Genomic DNA, 16,923 nt, shown 5'->3' on the forward strand with positions numbered 1-16,923 from the left:
AGTTGACAATATGGTAATATAAATGGTATTATACATGTATAAATTAATAGACATACTTGTCTAAAACAATCAGCTAAGTGAAGAGCAAATTTCAATTATATGTTTAGGAATATCAAATCAAAGATTGGTATTCACGAAAGGAGTCAATATGAAATACGCAGAAGAAGGAATGCAGTATCATCTTGCCATTAAAAAGGGAGATGTAGGAAGGTATGTGATTCTCCCGGGAGATCCCAAGAGATGCTCTATGATTGCCCAATATTTTGATGATGCCAAGTTAGTGGCAGACAGCAGGGAGTTTGTTACTTATACGGGATATCTGGAAGGAGAAAAGGTAAGTGTTACTTCTACCGGTATTGGCGGACCTTCTGCCTCCATAGCCATGGAAGAGCTTGTAAAGAGCGGTGCGGATACCTTTATCCGTGTTGGAACCTGCGGCGGCATGGACAAGGAAGTAAAAGGCGGAGATATTGTAGTTGCTACCGGTGCCATTCGTATGGAAGGTACCAGCAAAGAATATGCTCCTATTGAGTTCCCGGCAGTAGCTGATATTGAGGTTACCAATGCTTTAATACAGGCATCCAAGAACCTGGGAAATACCTACCATGCAGGAATAGTAGAATGCAAGGATGCATTTTACGGACAGCACGAGCCTGAAACAAAGCCCGTAAGCTATGAATTAATGAGTAAATGGGAAGCCTGGCTCCGTTTGGGCTGCAAAGCTTCTGAAATGGAATCGGCAGCACTGTTTGTTGTAGCGAATTATTTGAGAGTTCGCTGCGGCTCTAATTTCCTGGTAGTTGCAAATCAGGAGAGAGAGAAGGCAGGCCTTGATAATCCGATAGTTCATGATACGGATGCAGCAGTTAAGGTTGGTGTAGAAGCACTTAGAATATTAATTAAACAGGACCGTTTAAATAAATAAGGTTAAAAATTAATGAAGCTGCGGATATCCGGATTGGTGTTAAGAATTCGGTTATCCGCAGCTTCTTTCATTTGTCTCAATAGGTTTCATTAAAAAGTTTCATTAAAAAGTTTCATTAAAAAGTTATATCAATAAGTTGTATCCGTAAGTTTGTTCAGAGATTTGCTTTATAATCTCTGGTATACAGGAACACCGTCTACAAATGTCAAGTCTACCCTTACACGGCGGACGTCTTCTAAGGCAGTCTTAAAAATGTTTTCGCTTAATACTGTAATATCTGCCTTTTTACCTTCTTCCAACGTACCCAGAATATCTTCACAGGATAAATTATAGGAACCGCCCCTGGTCCATGCCGTTAACAGCTCTGATACCGTAAGGGTGTTTTCCTTGTTATAAGGTTCTCCGCCTTCCGGGAACCAGCCGCCGCAGGCGTGGTAGATGGATTCTGGAATATTGTCAATCAGTAAGGGAAGATCTGTTGCGCAGGATATGGTAACATTGCTGTCGGCCATCTTTCTGCGGTTCCAGTAATAACGTCCCCGTTCTTTGCCGATTTTCTCTTCGATCATGGCAAGCTTACTGCTTCTTTTGGCTATTGACTGGATCTGCGGATAGATTTCTGCTATGATGCCAAGTTCTCCCATACGCGCTAAATCCACCGGATCACTGAATTCCAGATCCGTAATACTGTGGCGGTTTAACAGCTTTCCGTCGGGTTTCTTCTGGCATTTATCCAATATTTCGATTGCCTTATGAATGGCAGCGTCTCCCTGTGCATGAAGCGAGAAACGAAAGCCAAGCTTATCGGCTGCAAGTACTTCCTGTTCAATCTTTTCATAATCGATTTCCTGATTGCAGTAAAGTTCCGGAGCACAGGTGTAGGGTTCCTTTAAGTCAGCGCATAACTGGCTGACAGAACCGTCCGTCATTTTGTTAAATCCTAAGAAGCGGACAAACTCCCCGTGAAAATGGTCTCTCATTTCCAGGGCATACCCTATATTGGCATCGGCACCAACAGGTTGGCTCATGAAATTAACACGAAGAGTCAACTGTGAGGTCTTCTCCAATTCTTCTAAAATATCAGTAAAGCCATAGAAATCATCAAAACCCATCTCTTTTACAGAGGTAACACCCCTGCTGTTTAACATTGCCATATAGTCTTTAAAGGCAGATATGATAAATTCCCGGTTGCTTAATACCTCTTTTAACAGCCTCCAATAGCTTTCAGGATAGCAGGAGGCGGGTGTGAACTGGTATAGGTCCATTGCAGACTTATTTATGATGCAGGTCTCACCGTTTCTTTCAAATAATATAACGGGAGTGGAGCCAAAGGCATCTTCGATTGCCTGTAAGGTGTTGCTGTCATTTGGAAAAGCTTCCATATTCCATCCGTGTCCCAGAACAAGAGTACCGTTAAACAGAGGGGATTCTTTCAGAAGCAGGATAGCTTCTAAGGCAGTAGCCGCCTTACTGATATCAACACCTGCAGAACCTGTTACAAATCCGGTAAAAAAGCAGTGAACATCAGAAAAACCAGGACAGATTACCTTATCACCCAAGTCATAGATTTTAGTATTTTGGGAAATGAATTCGCAGCCGTCACCGGTACCTGCAGAGAGTATTTTGTTACCCGATACAGCTACATAGCCATTTATAAGGGGAGTGTCCGAGGCTGTGAATATTGCAGTAGAACGCAGTAAAATATCTGCGGTTTGTTTATTTGACATAATATGCTCCTTTCAATTTTAAATGACATGCTTTGGATGCGGTTTCCAAAACAGTCTGGTTGAAAGGTTATATATGAGTGATGGATAAATATATACCAATTAATAATATACCACAGAGAAGGAAAAGAATCAATATTCTATTTTCAACGGGTATTGACTCCCGCAGAAAGTAGTGGTATAGTTAAATTGTAAATTGGTATAGAAACACATGAATCATATCTATGCCATATCAACTTTCCATACACACTTTGCAGACAGGAACCAACGGATGGAAATTGATAATGAAGGAGATAATATATGCTTAAATTCGATGAAGAAAAACAGAGAAACGGTATAAATGGTGCGTTGGCACTTAGAGACAGAATTAATGAAGTTGCAGACAGGATTTGTGAGGAAGGCTATCGAAATATCTGCTGGTTAGGTATTGGCGGCACGTATGCCTCCTGCATGCAGACACTGGTTCACATGAATGAATTCACAGAAATTGATACATTTGTCGAAAATGCCGCGGAATACTGCGCGACAGGTAACAGGCGGATTGGCAAGGGCAGTATTGTAATCATCTCATCTGTCACCGGAAGTACGGAAGAAATGGTACGCGGCGTAGAGAAAGCACAGGAAGCAGGTGCGAAAGTATTTGGTTTTATTGATGTTGAGACAGCGGCCCTGGCACAGATGGTGGATTATGAGATTGCCTATCCTGCCAATGAGCAGTTAAAGTTCTTTATGGCGGCAGACCGTTTTATGTTCAACAAAAGAGAATTCCCGGAATATAACCGTTTCTACGAAGAAATGGATGCCCACCTGGCAAGTGCTTTAATAGAGGCAGAAAAGGAAGCGGACGAATTCGGCAGAGAGTTTGCTAAAAAGCATAAAGATGATGCAATCCATTACTTTGTCGGTGCCGGAAACCAGTGGGGGGCTGCCTATTCCTATGCTATGTGCTACTGGGAAGAACAGCACTGGATCCGTACAAAGTCCATCCATGCAGCAGAATTTTTCCATGGTATGCTGGAGATTGTTGAACGGGATACGCCGGTGACGGTATTTGTAGGAGAAGATTCCCAGCGTGAATTGGCAGAGAGAGTAGCAAAATTCCTGCCCCGTATCTGCGGTAACTACACTGTTATTGATACAAAGGACTATGCCTTGACAGGATTCAGCGAAGAATTCAGAGGCTATATCTCTCATCTTGTAATGCGTGCCGTTACCCAGAGGATTGATGTTTATATTGAACAGCTTAACTGTCATCCGATGGAAATCCGCCGTTATTACAGACGTCTGGATTATTAGAAAAATACGGCTGCCTGTAAAATGTGATGTTATATTCAAATTATATCGTTATAAAAAGGTATCACCGGAGTGTTTGGTGATACCTTTTTTGCGGCTGTGAATTAGTAAATCCGGTGATATATAAGTGAGTGGAAATGCAGCCTGGTATATTTGCAGGGGAGAAGGAGAAAAATGCAATTGTATTCCAGACTCTTTCCTTTATATAAATGATGAATTGGTAATGAAATTATGATTAGATATATAATATATCTGAAATGAAAATATTTATAAAAGATAACTACAGTTTGTAAATATTGAGAAATAGGAAAAATACCATATCATTTCTTTGTATCTATGAGATATATTGTATAAAATAACAATAAAAATTTATGCATAATGACAAATATATAAAAAGCAACTATATAAGTACTATATTTTTATTGACCACTTTATAAAAAAGTGGTATATTAAAGATGCAAAGTGGTATGGAAACGATAGAAGGTTATATATTGGGTGTAAAACTGTGAAAAGCAAAAACATATGGACTAAAAGGCGGTTTTTAGTTCACCACTAAATGGGAGGAAACAGTATGTCAAACAAACCAAAGGAAGAACTTGGACGTAAGCTTGGACTTGGTGCGGCAATTGCATTAAGTGTAGGTACAGCAGTTGGATCGGGAATATTCTCTTCAATCGGTGAGGTTGCAGGTGCAGCCGGCTGCGGTATCATTGTAATATTATCATTTTTAATCGGTGGCTTGATTAACCTGCCGGCTAATCTGTGCTATGCGGAGTTAGCGACTGCTTATCCGGAAGACGGCGGACAGTATATTTATTTCCGTGAAGCGGGCTCCAGACCTCTTGCTTTCCTTTGCGGCTGGATCAGCTTCTGGGCAACAGATCCCCCGTCAATTTCTATTATGGCTCTTGCCATTGCAAACTATCTGGCATTCTTTACCGGCTTTAGTACTCTGACAGTTAAGCTTGTTGCTGTTGCCATGGTACTTGTGTTCATGTTAATCCACCTTCGTTCCGTTGAAGGCGGCAGTAAATTTCAGACCCTGATTACAGCGTTTAAGATTATACCTTTTGCATTGTTAATCGGGATAGGCATTTTCTATATAAAAGGTGACATCCTGACAGCACCTGCAATTATAGGAGCACCTGTTGGTATCGCAGCTTTACTGGCGGGCATTTCTGCTACAACCTGGTCCTTTGACGGCATGGGCGCTGTGTGCTATATGTGCGGTGAAATTAAAGAACCCAAGAAAACCATGCCAAGGGCATTAATCCTTTCCGTAGCTGTTGTAACTTTACTTTATGTTGGCTTAAGCTTTGTTGTAACCGGTCTCCTGCCTTTTGATAAATTGACACAATCCAGTGCTCCTATTGCAGAAGCAGCAGCAAAAATCCCCTTAATCGGAGGAGCGGCCGGAACCTTAACAGCAATTGTTGCTATTATAGTAATCATTGGCTCCTTATCAAGCTGTATCATGTTCCAGCCCCGTATTGAATATGCAATGGCAAAAGACGGTCTGTTTTTTAAATCTTTTGCCAAGGTTCATCCGAAGTGGGAGACACCTTATTTTTCAATACTTGTACAGTGTGCTGTAGCTATCGTATTAATATTTGCAAGTTCTCTATCTTCTCTTTTGGGATATTTTACTTTAGTGGCATTAATCAAGAACTTTATGACCTTTGGTACCGTATTTGTATTAAGAAAGAAACAGGGCTATAACCCTTTATGGAAAATGCCCGCCGGCTATCTGATGGCAGGTGTCGCAATGTTTATGACAGGTACTTTAATTGTATCCACTTTCTTTTGGGCTCCCATTCCCGGCATCATCTGTGCAGTAGTGGCAGTTGCAACAGGACTTCCGGTATATTATTACTGGGAGAAGAAGAATAAAAAGAATGTCTCACCTGCTGCCCGGTGATGATTAAAATGAATGGGCTGAAATAAGGAGTAATAATAAACAAAAATTTGGAAGAAAAAAGGTGTCATAAGCATTTCAATGTGGTATAATCATCTCTATAAGTTATATACCAATATCGAAAGAGGTGATGTGTTGTGTTACAGGAATACCGCAATCGGCCCAGAGATGAGGCAGCAGAAAAAATTGAGGGCTATCTAGCACAGCATAATCTAAAACCGGGAGATAAACTTCCCAGTGAGCGCGACATGAGCGAAATGTGGGGAATTAACCGAATGACCCTTCGCGGTGCGATTCAGGGGATGATTTTTGAAGGGAAATTATATAACCGGAAAGGTTCAGGAACCTTTGTTGCATACCCGAAGCTGAACAGGAACCTGCAGGATTTAAAGCCATTTTCTGCTGCTGTGAAGGAAGAAGGAAAGACCTTACAGACTATTCTTCTTAGCAGGGAAGTAATTGAGAGCAACAAGCAGTTATCCAAGCAGCTATGTATTAAACTTGGCCATCCGGTGCTGGTTATTACAAGAAAGCGTATTGTGGATGATGAACCGGTTATGATTGAAACCACACACATGGATTATGATAGGTTTCCGAAGCTGATGGAGCACGACTTGGAAAAGGAATCCCTGTACCATGTAATTGAAAATGTTTATGGCACCCTTATAACAGAAGGAACAGAAAAGTTGAGTGTTACATTTGCCACGGAAAGTGAAGCGGGTCTTTTAGAGATTGAGGAAGGAATACCGTTATTTAATCTTTCCGGTGTAGTAAAAGATGCAGATGGAATACCAATTGAATACTTTAAGTCGGTCGCCAGAGTGGATAAAATCCGTTTTTCCAGTGTTCTGACCAGGTGACCGCCTAATAAGGAGACGAGCCATGAGCGAGGAAAAGCTATTAAAAATTGCTGCGGTTGGAGACAACTGCATTGACGCATATCAGAACTTGAACCAGGCATTTCCCGGAGGAAATCCGGTTAATGTGGCAGTCTATTCCGTAAGACTGGGAGGGAATGCCTCCTATACGGGAGTAGTCGGAGACGACGAATATGGACAGATTATGATTAATGCCCTGAAGGAAAAAGGGGTGGATACCTCCCATATCCGGGTACTGCCTGGCAAAACAGCAGTAACCCAGGTGGAACTGGTGAATGGGGAACGTATCTTTGGAGATTATGACGAGGGTGTTCTTGCGGATTTTAAATTAACCCAAGAAGATATTGAATTTCTTTGCAGCCATGATATTGTTGTGTCCGGTTTATGGGGTATGATTGAGAATGATTTATATAAAATAAAAGCAAAAGGCACTCCCATTGCTTTTGACTTTGCTACGAAATTCGAGGATCCGGTGGTAGAAAAGGCGGTTCCCTGGGTGGATTATGCATTCTTTGCCTCCGATGACAAAGATACGAAGGAAAACCGTGACTTTTTAAAAGAGATGTATAAAAAGGGACCAAAACTTGTAGTTATGACTCTTGGAGAGCAGGGAAGCATTGCCTATGACGGAAATAGCTTTTATCAGTTTGGAATTATCAAGTGTGAGGTTAAAGATACCATGGGTGCCGGAGACAGCTATATTGCAGGCTTTCTAAGGGGACTCCTCCTTGGTAAATCAATAGAGGAATGTATGGAGGCGGGCGCAGGAAACAGCAGTGTAACCTTACAGTATACAGGCGCCTGGTAGAATATATCAGTAAAGGAAATGATGAAACGATGAGTAAAATCGATTATCAGTCACCCATTTATTTGCAGCTTCGGGAAGTGGTGAGAAACAAAATCGAAGAGGGAGAATATCTGCCGGGTACAGCAATTCCTTCCGAGAATGCGCTGGCAAAAACCTACGGAATCAACCGGCTGACGGTGCGAAATGCCATTGATGCCCTGGTGCAGGAAGGGTTGTTAATCCGCGTGCAGGGTAAAGGTATCTTTGTTGTCGGAGATAAGATGGACCGGGATTTGGATTATCTGGGCGGTTTTAATCAGACCATGAGGGATAAGAACAAGATTCCAAAGACAAAGATTGTTTCCAAGTCCATGCGTAAGGCGGAGGATAAATATTCCCGGATTTTTGGAATTAAACCGGAGGAGGATGTTTATTATGTAAAGCGTATCTGTTACGCAGATAATGAAACCATGTCCTTAGAGGAGGTTTATATTCCCCATTATATCGTACCAAAGCTTGCGGGGATTGATTTATCGGTTTTTACAATCTATGAAGTCTATGATTTTTACGGAATTAAACTAAAGCAGGCAAATCAGACCCTGGATATCGCAAAACTAAACCAGAATGATGCCAGGATGCTTGGAATTGATATGACCCAGCCGGTATTTCTATTTGAATGTATCAGCTACGATGATAAAAATCGGGTGATTGAGTTTGCACGTACTTATACCCGGTGCGATAAGTGTGATTTTACAGTCCGGTTCCATAAATAAATAAGAAAAACAGGTGCTGCTGCAAGAGCAATTTAAATGCAGCAGCACCTGTTTTTTTATTTGTCTTCCGGTAAATCTTTATATAATTCCATCAGCTGGCCTTTTTTTGTAACATTTGTTTTTTGATAAATATTGTGGACATGGGTTTTTACCGTTCCAAGGGAAATGTATAGGATATCGCTGATTTCCTGCGTACTTTTACCGTCTAAAAGATACTTTAGGATATCCTGTTCTCTTGTGGTGAGATTATATGTTTTGATAAATTGATAGAAATGGCCATGTTCCATGGGAATGGTTGTTTCTGTATTATACGGGGGCTCTTCAAGGGCAGGTGCCTGAACGGGAGTATATCCCTGCAATTCCTTTGATAAATGATAAATAAAGAATACCGCATAAATAATACTTAATATATCTTCCGTGATGCTTCTGTTATTAATTCTCACGGTAAGAGTTTTATATACATCAAAATTGAATATCACTATTGTATCTTCAATTACAATGAAGAACGAAAACAGAAGAGTACACAGGAGTATTTTCTTATAATGCTTCAGGAAGGGTATTTCTTCTGTTATTTTTTTGTCCTTTTTTATGGTCAGCAGACCAACTGTACTTAAATATAAGGTAAAAAGCTGGTATGGAAGGTAGTAAAGCCATACCATAAGGGCACTGTCCGGGAGCAGCGGAACAAACAGGTCCCATAAACTTAACAGGATGATTACAGCATGGTCCGTTGTTGATAAGGATTTCCTGAATATAAGATTGTTTGCTCTCAAAAGGCAATAGGATGTCACGATTACGATAACCGTTTTAAAAGCCGGGACTGTCATAAAAGAAGCATCGTATTCTACAGAGAAGTCATGCAGAAATTCAGTCATGTAGATTACCGTATTATCAAAGATATAGAACAAAAAAAGGATCGTTAAGTATAGACAGAATGGATACTTTTTCAGACGGAAAACGATGAAGCTGTAAAACATCGCTACTCCATAAAGTAAAAGTAATGCTACGTTGTATAAAAAAATTATGATGTCCATTCAACATGTACCTCTCCGTTAATGTATGAGCCTAGTATAGCGAAAGGGGGAGAAAATTGCAAGGTCCAATCCATGAAAAAAGCCTCAAAATTTGTGCAAAAAGCATAAAAGTTTAGGGAAGTTTATGTGGAAAATAGTCAAAAGATATAAAAAAATCTACCTTTTCAACGTGGATAAACGGGGAGTATGGTCTAGATATCCGGTTGGGACAGACAGAGAATCTAAGTGAGCCGCTAAGACACTTGCTGTCGACCGGAAAAAATTTAACCCCAGATTAATTAAGAGTTCATAAAGAGAAGGAGAAGTTAACGTATGGAAAAATTCAAAAAAGATTTTATCGACACAAATGACTTTACAAAAGAAGAACTGATGGAAATTATCAATCTTTCTTTAAAGATTAAGAGATGTGTGAAGGCTGGCTATTATCCTCAATTGTTAAAAAATAAAACCTTAGGTATGATTTTTCAGCAGTCTTCCACAAGAACAAGAATTTCTTTTGAAACAGCAATGGGACAGCTTGGCGGACATGCCCAGTACTTAGCTCCCGGACAGATACAGTTAGGCGGACATGAGACCATTGAGGATACAAGCAGAGTAATATCCAGATTGGTAGATATTGTAATGGCACGTGTGGACAGACATAAGAGCGTGGTTGACCTTGCAGTAAATGCAACCATTCCCGTAATTAACGGAATGTCCGATTATAACCATCCGACACAGGAGTTAGGGGATGTTTGTACGATGTTAGAGCACCTTCCTGCCGGCAAGAAGCTAGAAGACTGTAAAGTGGTTTTCGTTGGTGATGCTACACAGGTTTGTGCTTCTTTAATGTTTATCACAACAAAGTTAGGCATGAAGTTCGTTCAGTTCGGACCAGAAGGATATCAGTTAAGGAAAAACCACTTAAAGATTGCCGAGGAAAACTGCAAGGTATCCGGCGGAAGTTACCTGATTACAGAAAATGAAGAAGAAGCCTTAAAGGATGCAGATTTTGTTTATACCGATGTTTGGTATGGTTTATATGATGCAGAGCTTTCCGAAGAAGAGAGAATGGCTATCTTCTATCCGAAATATCAGGTTACGGATGCCATGATGAAAAAGGCAGCGCCCCATGTTAAATTCATGCATTGCCTGCCTGCAAGCAGAGGAGAGGAAGTTTTAGACGAAGTAATCGATTCGGAATATTCCGTTTGCTTTGATGAAGCAGAGAACAGATTAACAGCAATGAGAGGTTTACTGGTTTATTTCTTAGGAAAGGCAAGCAAACCCGTGGATGAAGAAGAACAGGCAAAGGCAAAAGCAGATTTAGAAGTGTTTCTTAAAAAAGCACTCTAATTCCTAGGGAAGGGAGAATACTGATGTCAGAAATTGACGGAAAGAAAAAATTTAGATTGTTTGATGCTATATTAGCCGTAATATGCGTGGTATTCGTAGCAGAGGCGGCAGCTCCGGTTGCAGCAATAGGAAATTCCCAGTATTTCTGGTGGATATTCCTGATCATAACTTTCCTGCTGCCATATGGCTTAATTGCTTCCGAGCTTGGAACCACCTATAACAGCGAAGGCGGATTATATGATTGGATAAAGAAAGCTTTTGGAGCAAAGTGGGGGGGCAGAGCTTCCTGGTATTACTGGATTAATTTCCCTTTATGGATGGCTTCCCTGGCAGTTATGTTCCCGGAAATCATCGGGATAGTATTGGGACAGAAAATAGGCTTGGTACCCAGCCTTTTAATAGAACTTGTCTTTATCTGGATTATTGTATTCATAAGCTTTTTCCCGGTATGTGACAGTGTATGGATTTTAAACGGTGCAGCAATCATAAAAGTCCTTTTAGCTTTGGTTGTAGGAGGCTTTGGAATATACGGGGCAGTTACAAAAGGTGTTGCCAATGAATATACGTTTGCATCTTTATTGCCGTCCTTTGACCTTAAAAGTTTATCTTTTATTTCTGTTATTTTATTTAATTTTCTGGGCTTTGAAGTAGTATGTACCTTTGCTGACACTATGAAAAATCCCAAGAAGCAGATACCCCAGTCCATTATTGTCGGAGGAATTATTATAGCAGCAATCTATATTTTTTCAGCTTTTGGTATTGGTGTTGCTATTCCTACACAAGAGGTTAGTACCAGCAGCGGACTCATTGAAAGCCTTCAGCTTTTAACCGGAAAAACAACAGGCATATTTATCGGTGTTATGTCAGTTTTATTTCTTTTAACGTTATTTGGAAACATGGTTTCATGGTCTTTGGGTGTTAATAACGTTGCCAGCTATGCGGCTTTAAATGGCGATATGCCGGCGGTTTTTGCAAAGAGAAGCAGGAAAAACGACATGCCGGCAGGCGCGTCCATTATGAACGGAATTGTAGCCTCTCTTATTGTTGTGTTATCTCCGCTGCTGCCTAACCAGGATTTGTTCTGGAGCTTCTTTGCACTTAACTTAGTAATGTTTTTAATGGCCTATCTGCCAATCTTCCCGGCTTTTTTAAAGCTTCGAAAGGTTGACCCCGATACAGAAAGACCCTTTAAGGTTAGCGGAAACAATGCATTTTTAAGGGTTCTGGCAATCACCCCGATGGTTTTAATCATCATTGCTTTAGTCTTTTTGGCATTGCCATTAAGCTTTGATGCACAAGCCTTAGAGGGAACACTGCCCATTACCATTGGTTCTATTGTATGTATCATGATCGGAGAAATCATTATCCGGTTAAACAAGAAAAATAAGTAGATTTGTAAGATAGAAGGAGAGGGTTTGCATGAAAACATTATTGACGACTCCAAAGAAAGATGGATTTCGAATGCCGGGAGAATTTGAACCCCATGACGGCTGTTGGATCATATGGCCGGAACGCACAGATAACTGGAGGCTTGGGGGTAAGCCGGCTCAAAAGGTTTTTGCCGAGGTTGCTAAGGCAATCAGTGAGTTTGAATCTGTGACCGTATGCGTAAGCAATATGCAATATGATAATGCAAGGCATATGCTGCCGGAATGTGTAAGATTGATAGAGATATCAAATGACGATTCCTGGATTCGTGACTGCGGTCCGACGTTTGTAACAAATGGCAGGGAAATAAGAGGTGTAGACTGGACCTTTAATGCATGGGGCGGATTGGTGGACGGATTATATTTCCCCTGGGCCAATGATGACCATGTTGCACGTAAGGTTTGTGAGATAGAGCATAAGGACAGATACCGTTTAGATGATTTCGTACTGGAGGGCGGCTCCATTCACGTAGATGGTGAAGGCACTTTAATCACAACGGAGGAATGCCTTCTAAGTGAAGGGAGAAATGCTGGACTTACGAAGGAAGAGATTGAAAATACGTTAAAAGAATATCTGAATCTGGAAAAGATAATCTGGCTGCCCTATGGAATTTACCATGATGAAACCAATGGCCATGTCGATAACATCTTACATTATGTTGCACCGGGCAAAGTTGTTCTGGCATGGACAGAGGATAAGGATGATCCGCAGTATGAAATCTGTCAGAAGGCTTATGAAGTATTAAGTAATGAAACAGATGCCAGGGGAAGAAAGTTAGAAATTATTAAACTGCTTCTTCCGTCTAACATCCTGATATCAAAAGAGGAAAGCGAAGGGGTAGATGCCATTGACGGAACCCTTCCCCGCCAGGAAGGAGACAGGCTTGCCGCCTCTTATGCTAACTTTTATATTGCAAACGGCGGAGTGGTATTCCCCTGCTTTCATGATCCCAATGATGAAAAAGCCAGGGAGACACTTATGAAATGCTTCCCGGACCGAAAGGTAGTGGGTGTTTATGCCAGGGAAATTCTTCTTGGCGGAGGAAATATCCATTGTATTACCCAGCAGCAACCCTGTGTGAAATGAAAGGCATTTCACACAAGGAGAGCTAAGGTAAATATGTAAGAAAACAGGAGAAGAATATATGTCAAGAATCGTAATTGCACTAGGTGGAAATGCTCTTGGCAATTCCCCCAAAGAGCAGCAGAAAATGATTGAAAATGCAGCGGCTCCGCTGGTGGGTTTAATCACACAGGGACACGAAATTATTATCAGCCATGGAAGCGGTCCCCAGGTTGGTATGATTCAGCTTGCTTTTGACTTTGCATCTGAAAGAAATCCAAGAGTAGCAAAAATGAAGCTTCCCGAATGCACCGCAATGAGCCAGGGATATATTGGTTACCATTTGCAGAAGGGAATAAAGAAGGAATTGCATAATCAGGGGATGCCCTGGCAGGTGGTAACAGTCGTTACCCAGATGATCGTTGATAAGAAGGATCCTGCCTTTTTAAATCCAGGGAAACCAATCGGCAGCTTTTATTCCGAACAGGAAGCAAAGGAAATCATGGAAAAGGATCCGAGTATACTCATGAAAGAGGATTCCGGAAGAGGTTACCGTCAGATGGTTGCTTCTCCTAAGCCTATCGATATTGTAGAAAGAGATTCTATCGTAAAATTACTGGACCATGAATTTATTGTTATTGCCTGCGGAAGCGGCGGAATCCCCGTTATTTTGGATGAGAACGGGGATTATGAAAGCGTTCCGGCAGTAATAGATAAAGATTATACCTCTGCCAAGCTTGCCGAACTGGTGGAGGCAGACTATCTGTTCATCTTAACAGCGGTTGATTATGTTGCAATTAATTTCGGAACGCCGGAACAAATAGATTTAATGGAAATGACCTGTGAAGAAGCAAAAAGATACTGCAAGGAGGGGCAGTTCGGAGCAGGAAGCATGCGTCCGAAGGTTGAAGCTGCTATTTCCTTTGTAGAAAGTAAGAAGGGAAGGACAGCAGTAATTGCATCCTTAGATAAGGCACCTCTTGCCATGATAGGAAAAAGCGGTACGAGAATAGTCTAGATAACTATAAAAGAGGCTGTCGCAACATAGAATTTATATACCATATATTGCACTAGTAAACTGCAATTTTTCCAACTGGTGGTATATATCTCGTATTTCGCGATAGCCTCTTTTTTTATTACGTCATCTCTTTACCAGGAGATGGATACTGAACCGGTGCCGGAAGCCGGAACCGTGTAGGTCTTGTTTGAACCGCTTTGCCATACCACATTTCCGCTACCATCCTTCTTTATTGCCTTGAATTCGATGCTTTTCCCGGCAGGAAGAGATACGGTAAGCTTCCAGGTGGGGTAATTAGGACAGGAAGCCGGACCGGCGGCATTGGCAGGAGCCCAGTTGCCAAGTTCTGTTATATTACCGGCAATGTATACATTTTGGCCCAAGGCAGTGGTGGCATTATTGACGGTAAAGGTAACAGGGATTAAGGAGGACGACGGTTTGGTATCATTCATAACCCCATCTTTAATCCAGCAGTTCTTGGTTACCAGGTAGCCTGGCTGGCCGGAGGCGGGGATTTGTACGCTTCCGCTGTTAAATATAACATAAGCTTTATTCCAGCCGGAGATAGTATAGGAATACCAGCCGTCCCCTTCAGAAGTCATGGCAGTTCCCGGCCAGGCGGCGCCTTCCTTCTTTGGTGTTACGGTTTCGTCATAATAGTATATGTTAGGAGTACCCCAGGAGGATGGTTTGTAATAGTGGACAGTAAAGCCGCTTGCCGCTGATTTTACATAGGTGCAGACTTTTGTGGTGCTGCCGGTGATGTTAGAAGCGGTTACCGTTAAAGTATAGCTGGTACCGTATGCATCACCGCTGCCAATCTGAATGGAGGTCCCAGAAGAAAAGGACACAGGTGTACCGTTGTTTAATGAATAGGCTGCAGAGGCTGCATTGGAATAACTCATCGTAATTGTCTGCGTATCAGAGGAAAAGGCTGTGCTGTCCGGACTTACAGTAATTACAGGATTAGAAGAACCTGTGTTATACAGTACGGCGATGGTACCGCTCTTAATGGTACCGCTTAATTTACCGCTTTGGACGGTAAATGTTCCATTGATACCGGTTTTGTCCGTATAAGTGCCGTCTGCCAGACTTGTGGCCTGAGAAGTAAAGGTTGTATTTCCATCCAGGGAAAGTATGACAGAACCTTTTGTTCCTCTGTCGATTATCAGCACATTACTGTTGATTTGTCTTAAGGTTTCACTTTGTCCTGCCATGGCATTGTGGAATTTATTAAGGGCGACCACTTCATTGTCTTTCCATTCATTATCACCGGCTTTGCCTATGGTGCCGGATGCCCCCTTACCGTCTGTGGGGCGGTCAAAGAAGAGAGGAGTGCCTTTTGCACGTGCGCTGACAAGTGCCCAGCCCATTTCAATCTGCCAGTTACTCATGCTGCTGGAGTCACCGCCGGAATTTAAGTAGGTATCATGGGATTCTACCCAGGTTACGAGCTTACCCGGATCAACGCCCCTGCCGCCGTAATCTGTGGACAGGGCTTCCCCTACATTATGGTTCTTAACGGCATTGCGTATGCTGTAACCAAAGGAAGACGCAGTGAGATTTATGTATTTAGCATAGTCCTCGAAAGCATCGGTGTATTTGCCGTCATAGATATCCTTATCCCCGGATTGTAATACTTCCCCGTAAACATAACTGTTACTGTCGGTTGATTTTATTGCTGCCAGTACGTTAGGCCAGAAATAGTCAACAGGGCTGTCGTTGTCTTCCGGAAGGGCGATATGCTTTGCCGCATCAAATCGGAAACCGTCTGCTCCGTCGGATACCAGTTTCTTTAAGAAAGGAATAATGTAATTGTTCTGTAAATCTGTGTTTTCGGTAGCAAGATCCGGCAGGCCGATACAGCCATGGGTTACCTGCCATCTGTCGGAATAGTTGATACTTCCCTTGTAGGTATGCCAGAAGTTAGCATTGTTCTTAATTGCCGCGTTTACCCTGTCAGAGGGATACATCTCCTGACTGGAACCGTTATTTGCGGTGTGGTTGCATACAACATCTACAATAATCTTGATGCCGTATTTATCCGCTTCCTGGCAGAGGGACTGAAAATCTGCTTCCGTGCCAAGCTGATTGCCGACTGAAAAATCAATCGGCTGGTAGAGCATGTACCACATGCTTGCCGAATCTTCTTTGGAAGGCTGTACAACGGAAGTTTGAACCGTGTTGTAGCCTGCTTCTGCGATAGCCCCGAGATTGTTTTTGATTGTGTTAAAAGACCAGTCAAATGCATGAAGAATAACACCGTCTGCTGTAGTACCGGGCAAACCGTATTCGGAAGATACGGCTGCCGGGGAAGCAGCGGCGCCTGCAGCAATTATTGCCGTGTCAGCCGGTGCCAGGTTCAAAGGCGTAAAGCCCAGAAGCTGGGACAGAAGCGTCAGTAACAGCAGCATGCTGCAAAATAATTTTGACCTTTTTTTCATTTCGACCCCTTTCTTGGATATCAAATCCTTGATTTGATATTAGTTAATAAGTACCTTCTCCTTTTGGATTTAGTTGTTTACAGCCTTTCCCGGGAGAACCGCAAACTGAAAAATAATTTTCGAAAATTTTCGCAAATCCATTTTTAGAGTATCATGGCTGTTATAAGTTGTCAATTATATAAATTGGTATAAAATGTAACATTGTTTTTGGTACTATTGACTGATAAGAGGTTTTTTGACTATAAAAATAACACCGCTTGCATCAGGTCAAAGGGTGTTATTTTTATCCTATATTTAAGTTATGAGC

13 protein-coding genes are annotated in these 16,923 nt (G+C 41.8%); 10 read left to right on the forward strand and 3 right to left on the reverse strand.

Annotated features, from left to right (window positions below):
- The first annotated feature begins 148 nt into the window (after positions 1 to 148).
- Positions 149 to 925 (forward strand): uridine phosphorylase, encoded by a 777-nt coding sequence (gene udp / locus BUF11_RS02525; protein ID WP_073587217.1) that lies wholly within the window; start codon positions 149 to 151, stop codon positions 923 to 925.
- 167 nt (positions 926 to 1,092) lie between these two features.
- Here the strand turns inward: udp and BUF11_RS02530 are convergent, their stop codons facing one another.
- A complete protein-coding gene (locus BUF11_RS02530; RefSeq protein ID WP_073587218.1) occupies positions 1,093 to 2,652 on the reverse strand; it encodes an amidohydrolase in 1,560 nt (519 codons plus the stop codon).
- Between the two features lie 297 nt (positions 2,653 to 2,949).
- Here BUF11_RS02530 and BUF11_RS02535 point away from each other — a divergent pair, with 297 nt between their 5' ends.
- The 5 genes from BUF11_RS02535 (at position 2,950) to BUF11_RS02555 (ending at position 8,295) form a co-directional block, all read left to right on the forward strand.
- Complete coding sequence (locus BUF11_RS02535; RefSeq protein WP_073587219.1) at positions 2,950 to 3,945, forward strand: SIS domain-containing protein; 996 nt, start codon at positions 2,950 to 2,952, stop codon at positions 3,943 to 3,945.
- Positions 3,946 to 4,513: 568 nt separating this feature from the next.
- The gene (locus tag BUF11_RS02540; RefSeq protein ID WP_073587220.1) at positions 4,514 to 5,860 is read left to right on the forward strand and encodes an amino acid permease; all 1,347 of its coding nucleotides are present in this window, start codon (positions 4,514 to 4,516) and stop codon (positions 5,858 to 5,860) included.
- A 134-nt stretch (positions 5,861 to 5,994) separates the two neighbouring features.
- A complete protein-coding gene (locus BUF11_RS02545) occupies positions 5,995 to 6,717 on the forward strand; it encodes a GntR family transcriptional regulator (protein ID WP_073587221.1) in 723 nt (240 codons plus the stop codon).
- 22 nt (positions 6,718 to 6,739) lie between these two features.
- The gene (frlD, locus tag BUF11_RS02550; RefSeq protein WP_073587222.1) at positions 6,740 to 7,543 is read left to right on the forward strand and encodes a fructoselysine 6-kinase; all 804 of its coding nucleotides are present in this window, start codon (positions 6,740 to 6,742) and stop codon (positions 7,541 to 7,543) included.
- A 29-nt stretch (positions 7,544 to 7,572) separates the two neighbouring features.
- On the forward strand, positions 7,573 to 8,295 hold the full coding sequence (locus tag BUF11_RS02555; protein ID WP_073587223.1) for a GntR family transcriptional regulator: 723 nt from the start codon (positions 7,573 to 7,575) through the stop codon (positions 8,293 to 8,295).
- A gap of 56 nt (positions 8,296 to 8,351) precedes the next feature.
- On the opposite strand, the gene BUF11_RS02560 is transcribed toward BUF11_RS02555, so the two are convergent.
- Positions 8,352 to 9,329, reverse strand: a complete 978-nt coding sequence (locus BUF11_RS02560) for a helix-turn-helix transcriptional regulator (RefSeq protein WP_073587224.1) — start codon at positions 9,327 to 9,329, stop codon at positions 8,352 to 8,354.
- Between the two features lie 312 nt (positions 9,330 to 9,641).
- On the opposite strand from BUF11_RS02560, the gene ptcA reads away from it, so the two are divergent.
- From ptcA to arcC, 4 genes are read left to right on the forward strand one after another with little or no spacing between them, the layout of a single operon-like run.
- On the forward strand, positions 9,642 to 10,664 hold the full coding sequence (ptcA, locus tag BUF11_RS02565) for a putrescine carbamoyltransferase (RefSeq protein WP_073587225.1): 1,023 nt from the start codon (positions 9,642 to 9,644) through the stop codon (positions 10,662 to 10,664).
- 23 nt (positions 10,665 to 10,687) lie between these two features.
- A complete protein-coding gene (locus BUF11_RS02570) occupies positions 10,688 to 12,055 on the forward strand; it encodes an APC family permease (RefSeq protein ID WP_139243243.1) in 1,368 nt (455 codons plus the stop codon).
- A 28-nt stretch (positions 12,056 to 12,083) separates the two neighbouring features.
- Positions 12,084 to 13,178 (forward strand): agmatine deiminase, encoded by a 1,095-nt coding sequence (gene aguA, locus BUF11_RS02575; protein ID WP_073587226.1) that lies wholly within the window; start codon positions 12,084 to 12,086, stop codon positions 13,176 to 13,178.
- A 58-nt stretch (positions 13,179 to 13,236) separates the two neighbouring features.
- A complete protein-coding gene (gene arcC / locus BUF11_RS02580) occupies positions 13,237 to 14,172 on the forward strand; it encodes a carbamate kinase (protein ID WP_073587227.1) in 936 nt (311 codons plus the stop codon).
- A gap of 131 nt (positions 14,173 to 14,303) precedes the next feature.
- Here the strand turns inward: arcC and BUF11_RS02585 are convergent, their stop codons facing one another.
- Positions 14,304 to 16,616, reverse strand: coding sequence for a carbohydrate-binding module family 20 domain-containing protein (locus BUF11_RS02585; protein ID WP_073587228.1), 2,313 nt, complete (start codon positions 16,614 to 16,616; stop codon positions 14,304 to 14,306).
- Positions 16,617 to 16,923 lie beyond the last annotated feature (307 nt).

This window comes from Anaerocolumna xylanovorans DSM 12503 (genome assembly GCF_900143645.1).
GTDB lineage: Bacteria > Bacillota > Clostridia > Lachnospirales > Lachnospiraceae > Anaerocolumna > Anaerocolumna xylanovorans.

Bases quoted from the DNA above. Each gene is read 5' to 3' on its own strand.
- udp (WP_073587217.1), top strand. From the start codon at position 149: ATGAAATACGCAGAAGAAGGAATGCAGTATCATCTTGCCATTAAAAAG.
- BUF11_RS02530 (WP_073587218.1), bottom strand. From the start codon at position 2,652: ATGTCAAATAAACAAACCGCAGATATTTTACTGCGTTCTACTGCAATA.
- BUF11_RS02535 (WP_073587219.1), top strand. From the start codon at position 2,950: ATGCTTAAATTCGATGAAGAAAAACAGAGAAACGGTATAAATGGTGCG.
- BUF11_RS02540 (WP_073587220.1), top strand. From the start codon at position 4,514: ATGTCAAACAAACCAAAGGAAGAACTTGGACGTAAGCTTGGACTTGGT.
- frlD (WP_073587222.1), top strand. From the start codon at position 6,740: ATGAGCGAGGAAAAGCTATTAAAAATTGCTGCGGTTGGAGACAACTGC.
- BUF11_RS02555 (WP_073587223.1), top strand. From the start codon at position 7,573: ATGAGTAAAATCGATTATCAGTCACCCATTTATTTGCAGCTTCGGGAA.
- BUF11_RS02560 (WP_073587224.1), bottom strand. From the start codon at position 9,329: ATGGACATCATAATTTTTTTATACAACGTAGCATTACTTTTACTTTAT.
- ptcA (WP_073587225.1), top strand. From the start codon at position 9,642: ATGGAAAAATTCAAAAAAGATTTTATCGACACAAATGACTTTACAAAA.
- BUF11_RS02570 (WP_139243243.1), top strand. From the start codon at position 10,688: ATGTCAGAAATTGACGGAAAGAAAAAATTTAGATTGTTTGATGCTATA.
- aguA (WP_073587226.1), top strand. From the start codon at position 12,084: ATGAAAACATTATTGACGACTCCAAAGAAAGATGGATTTCGAATGCCG.
- arcC (WP_073587227.1), top strand. From the start codon at position 13,237: ATGTCAAGAATCGTAATTGCACTAGGTGGAAATGCTCTTGGCAATTCC.
- BUF11_RS02585 (WP_073587228.1), bottom strand. From the start codon at position 16,616: ATGAAAAAAAGGTCAAAATTATTTTGCAGCATGCTGCTGTTACTGACG.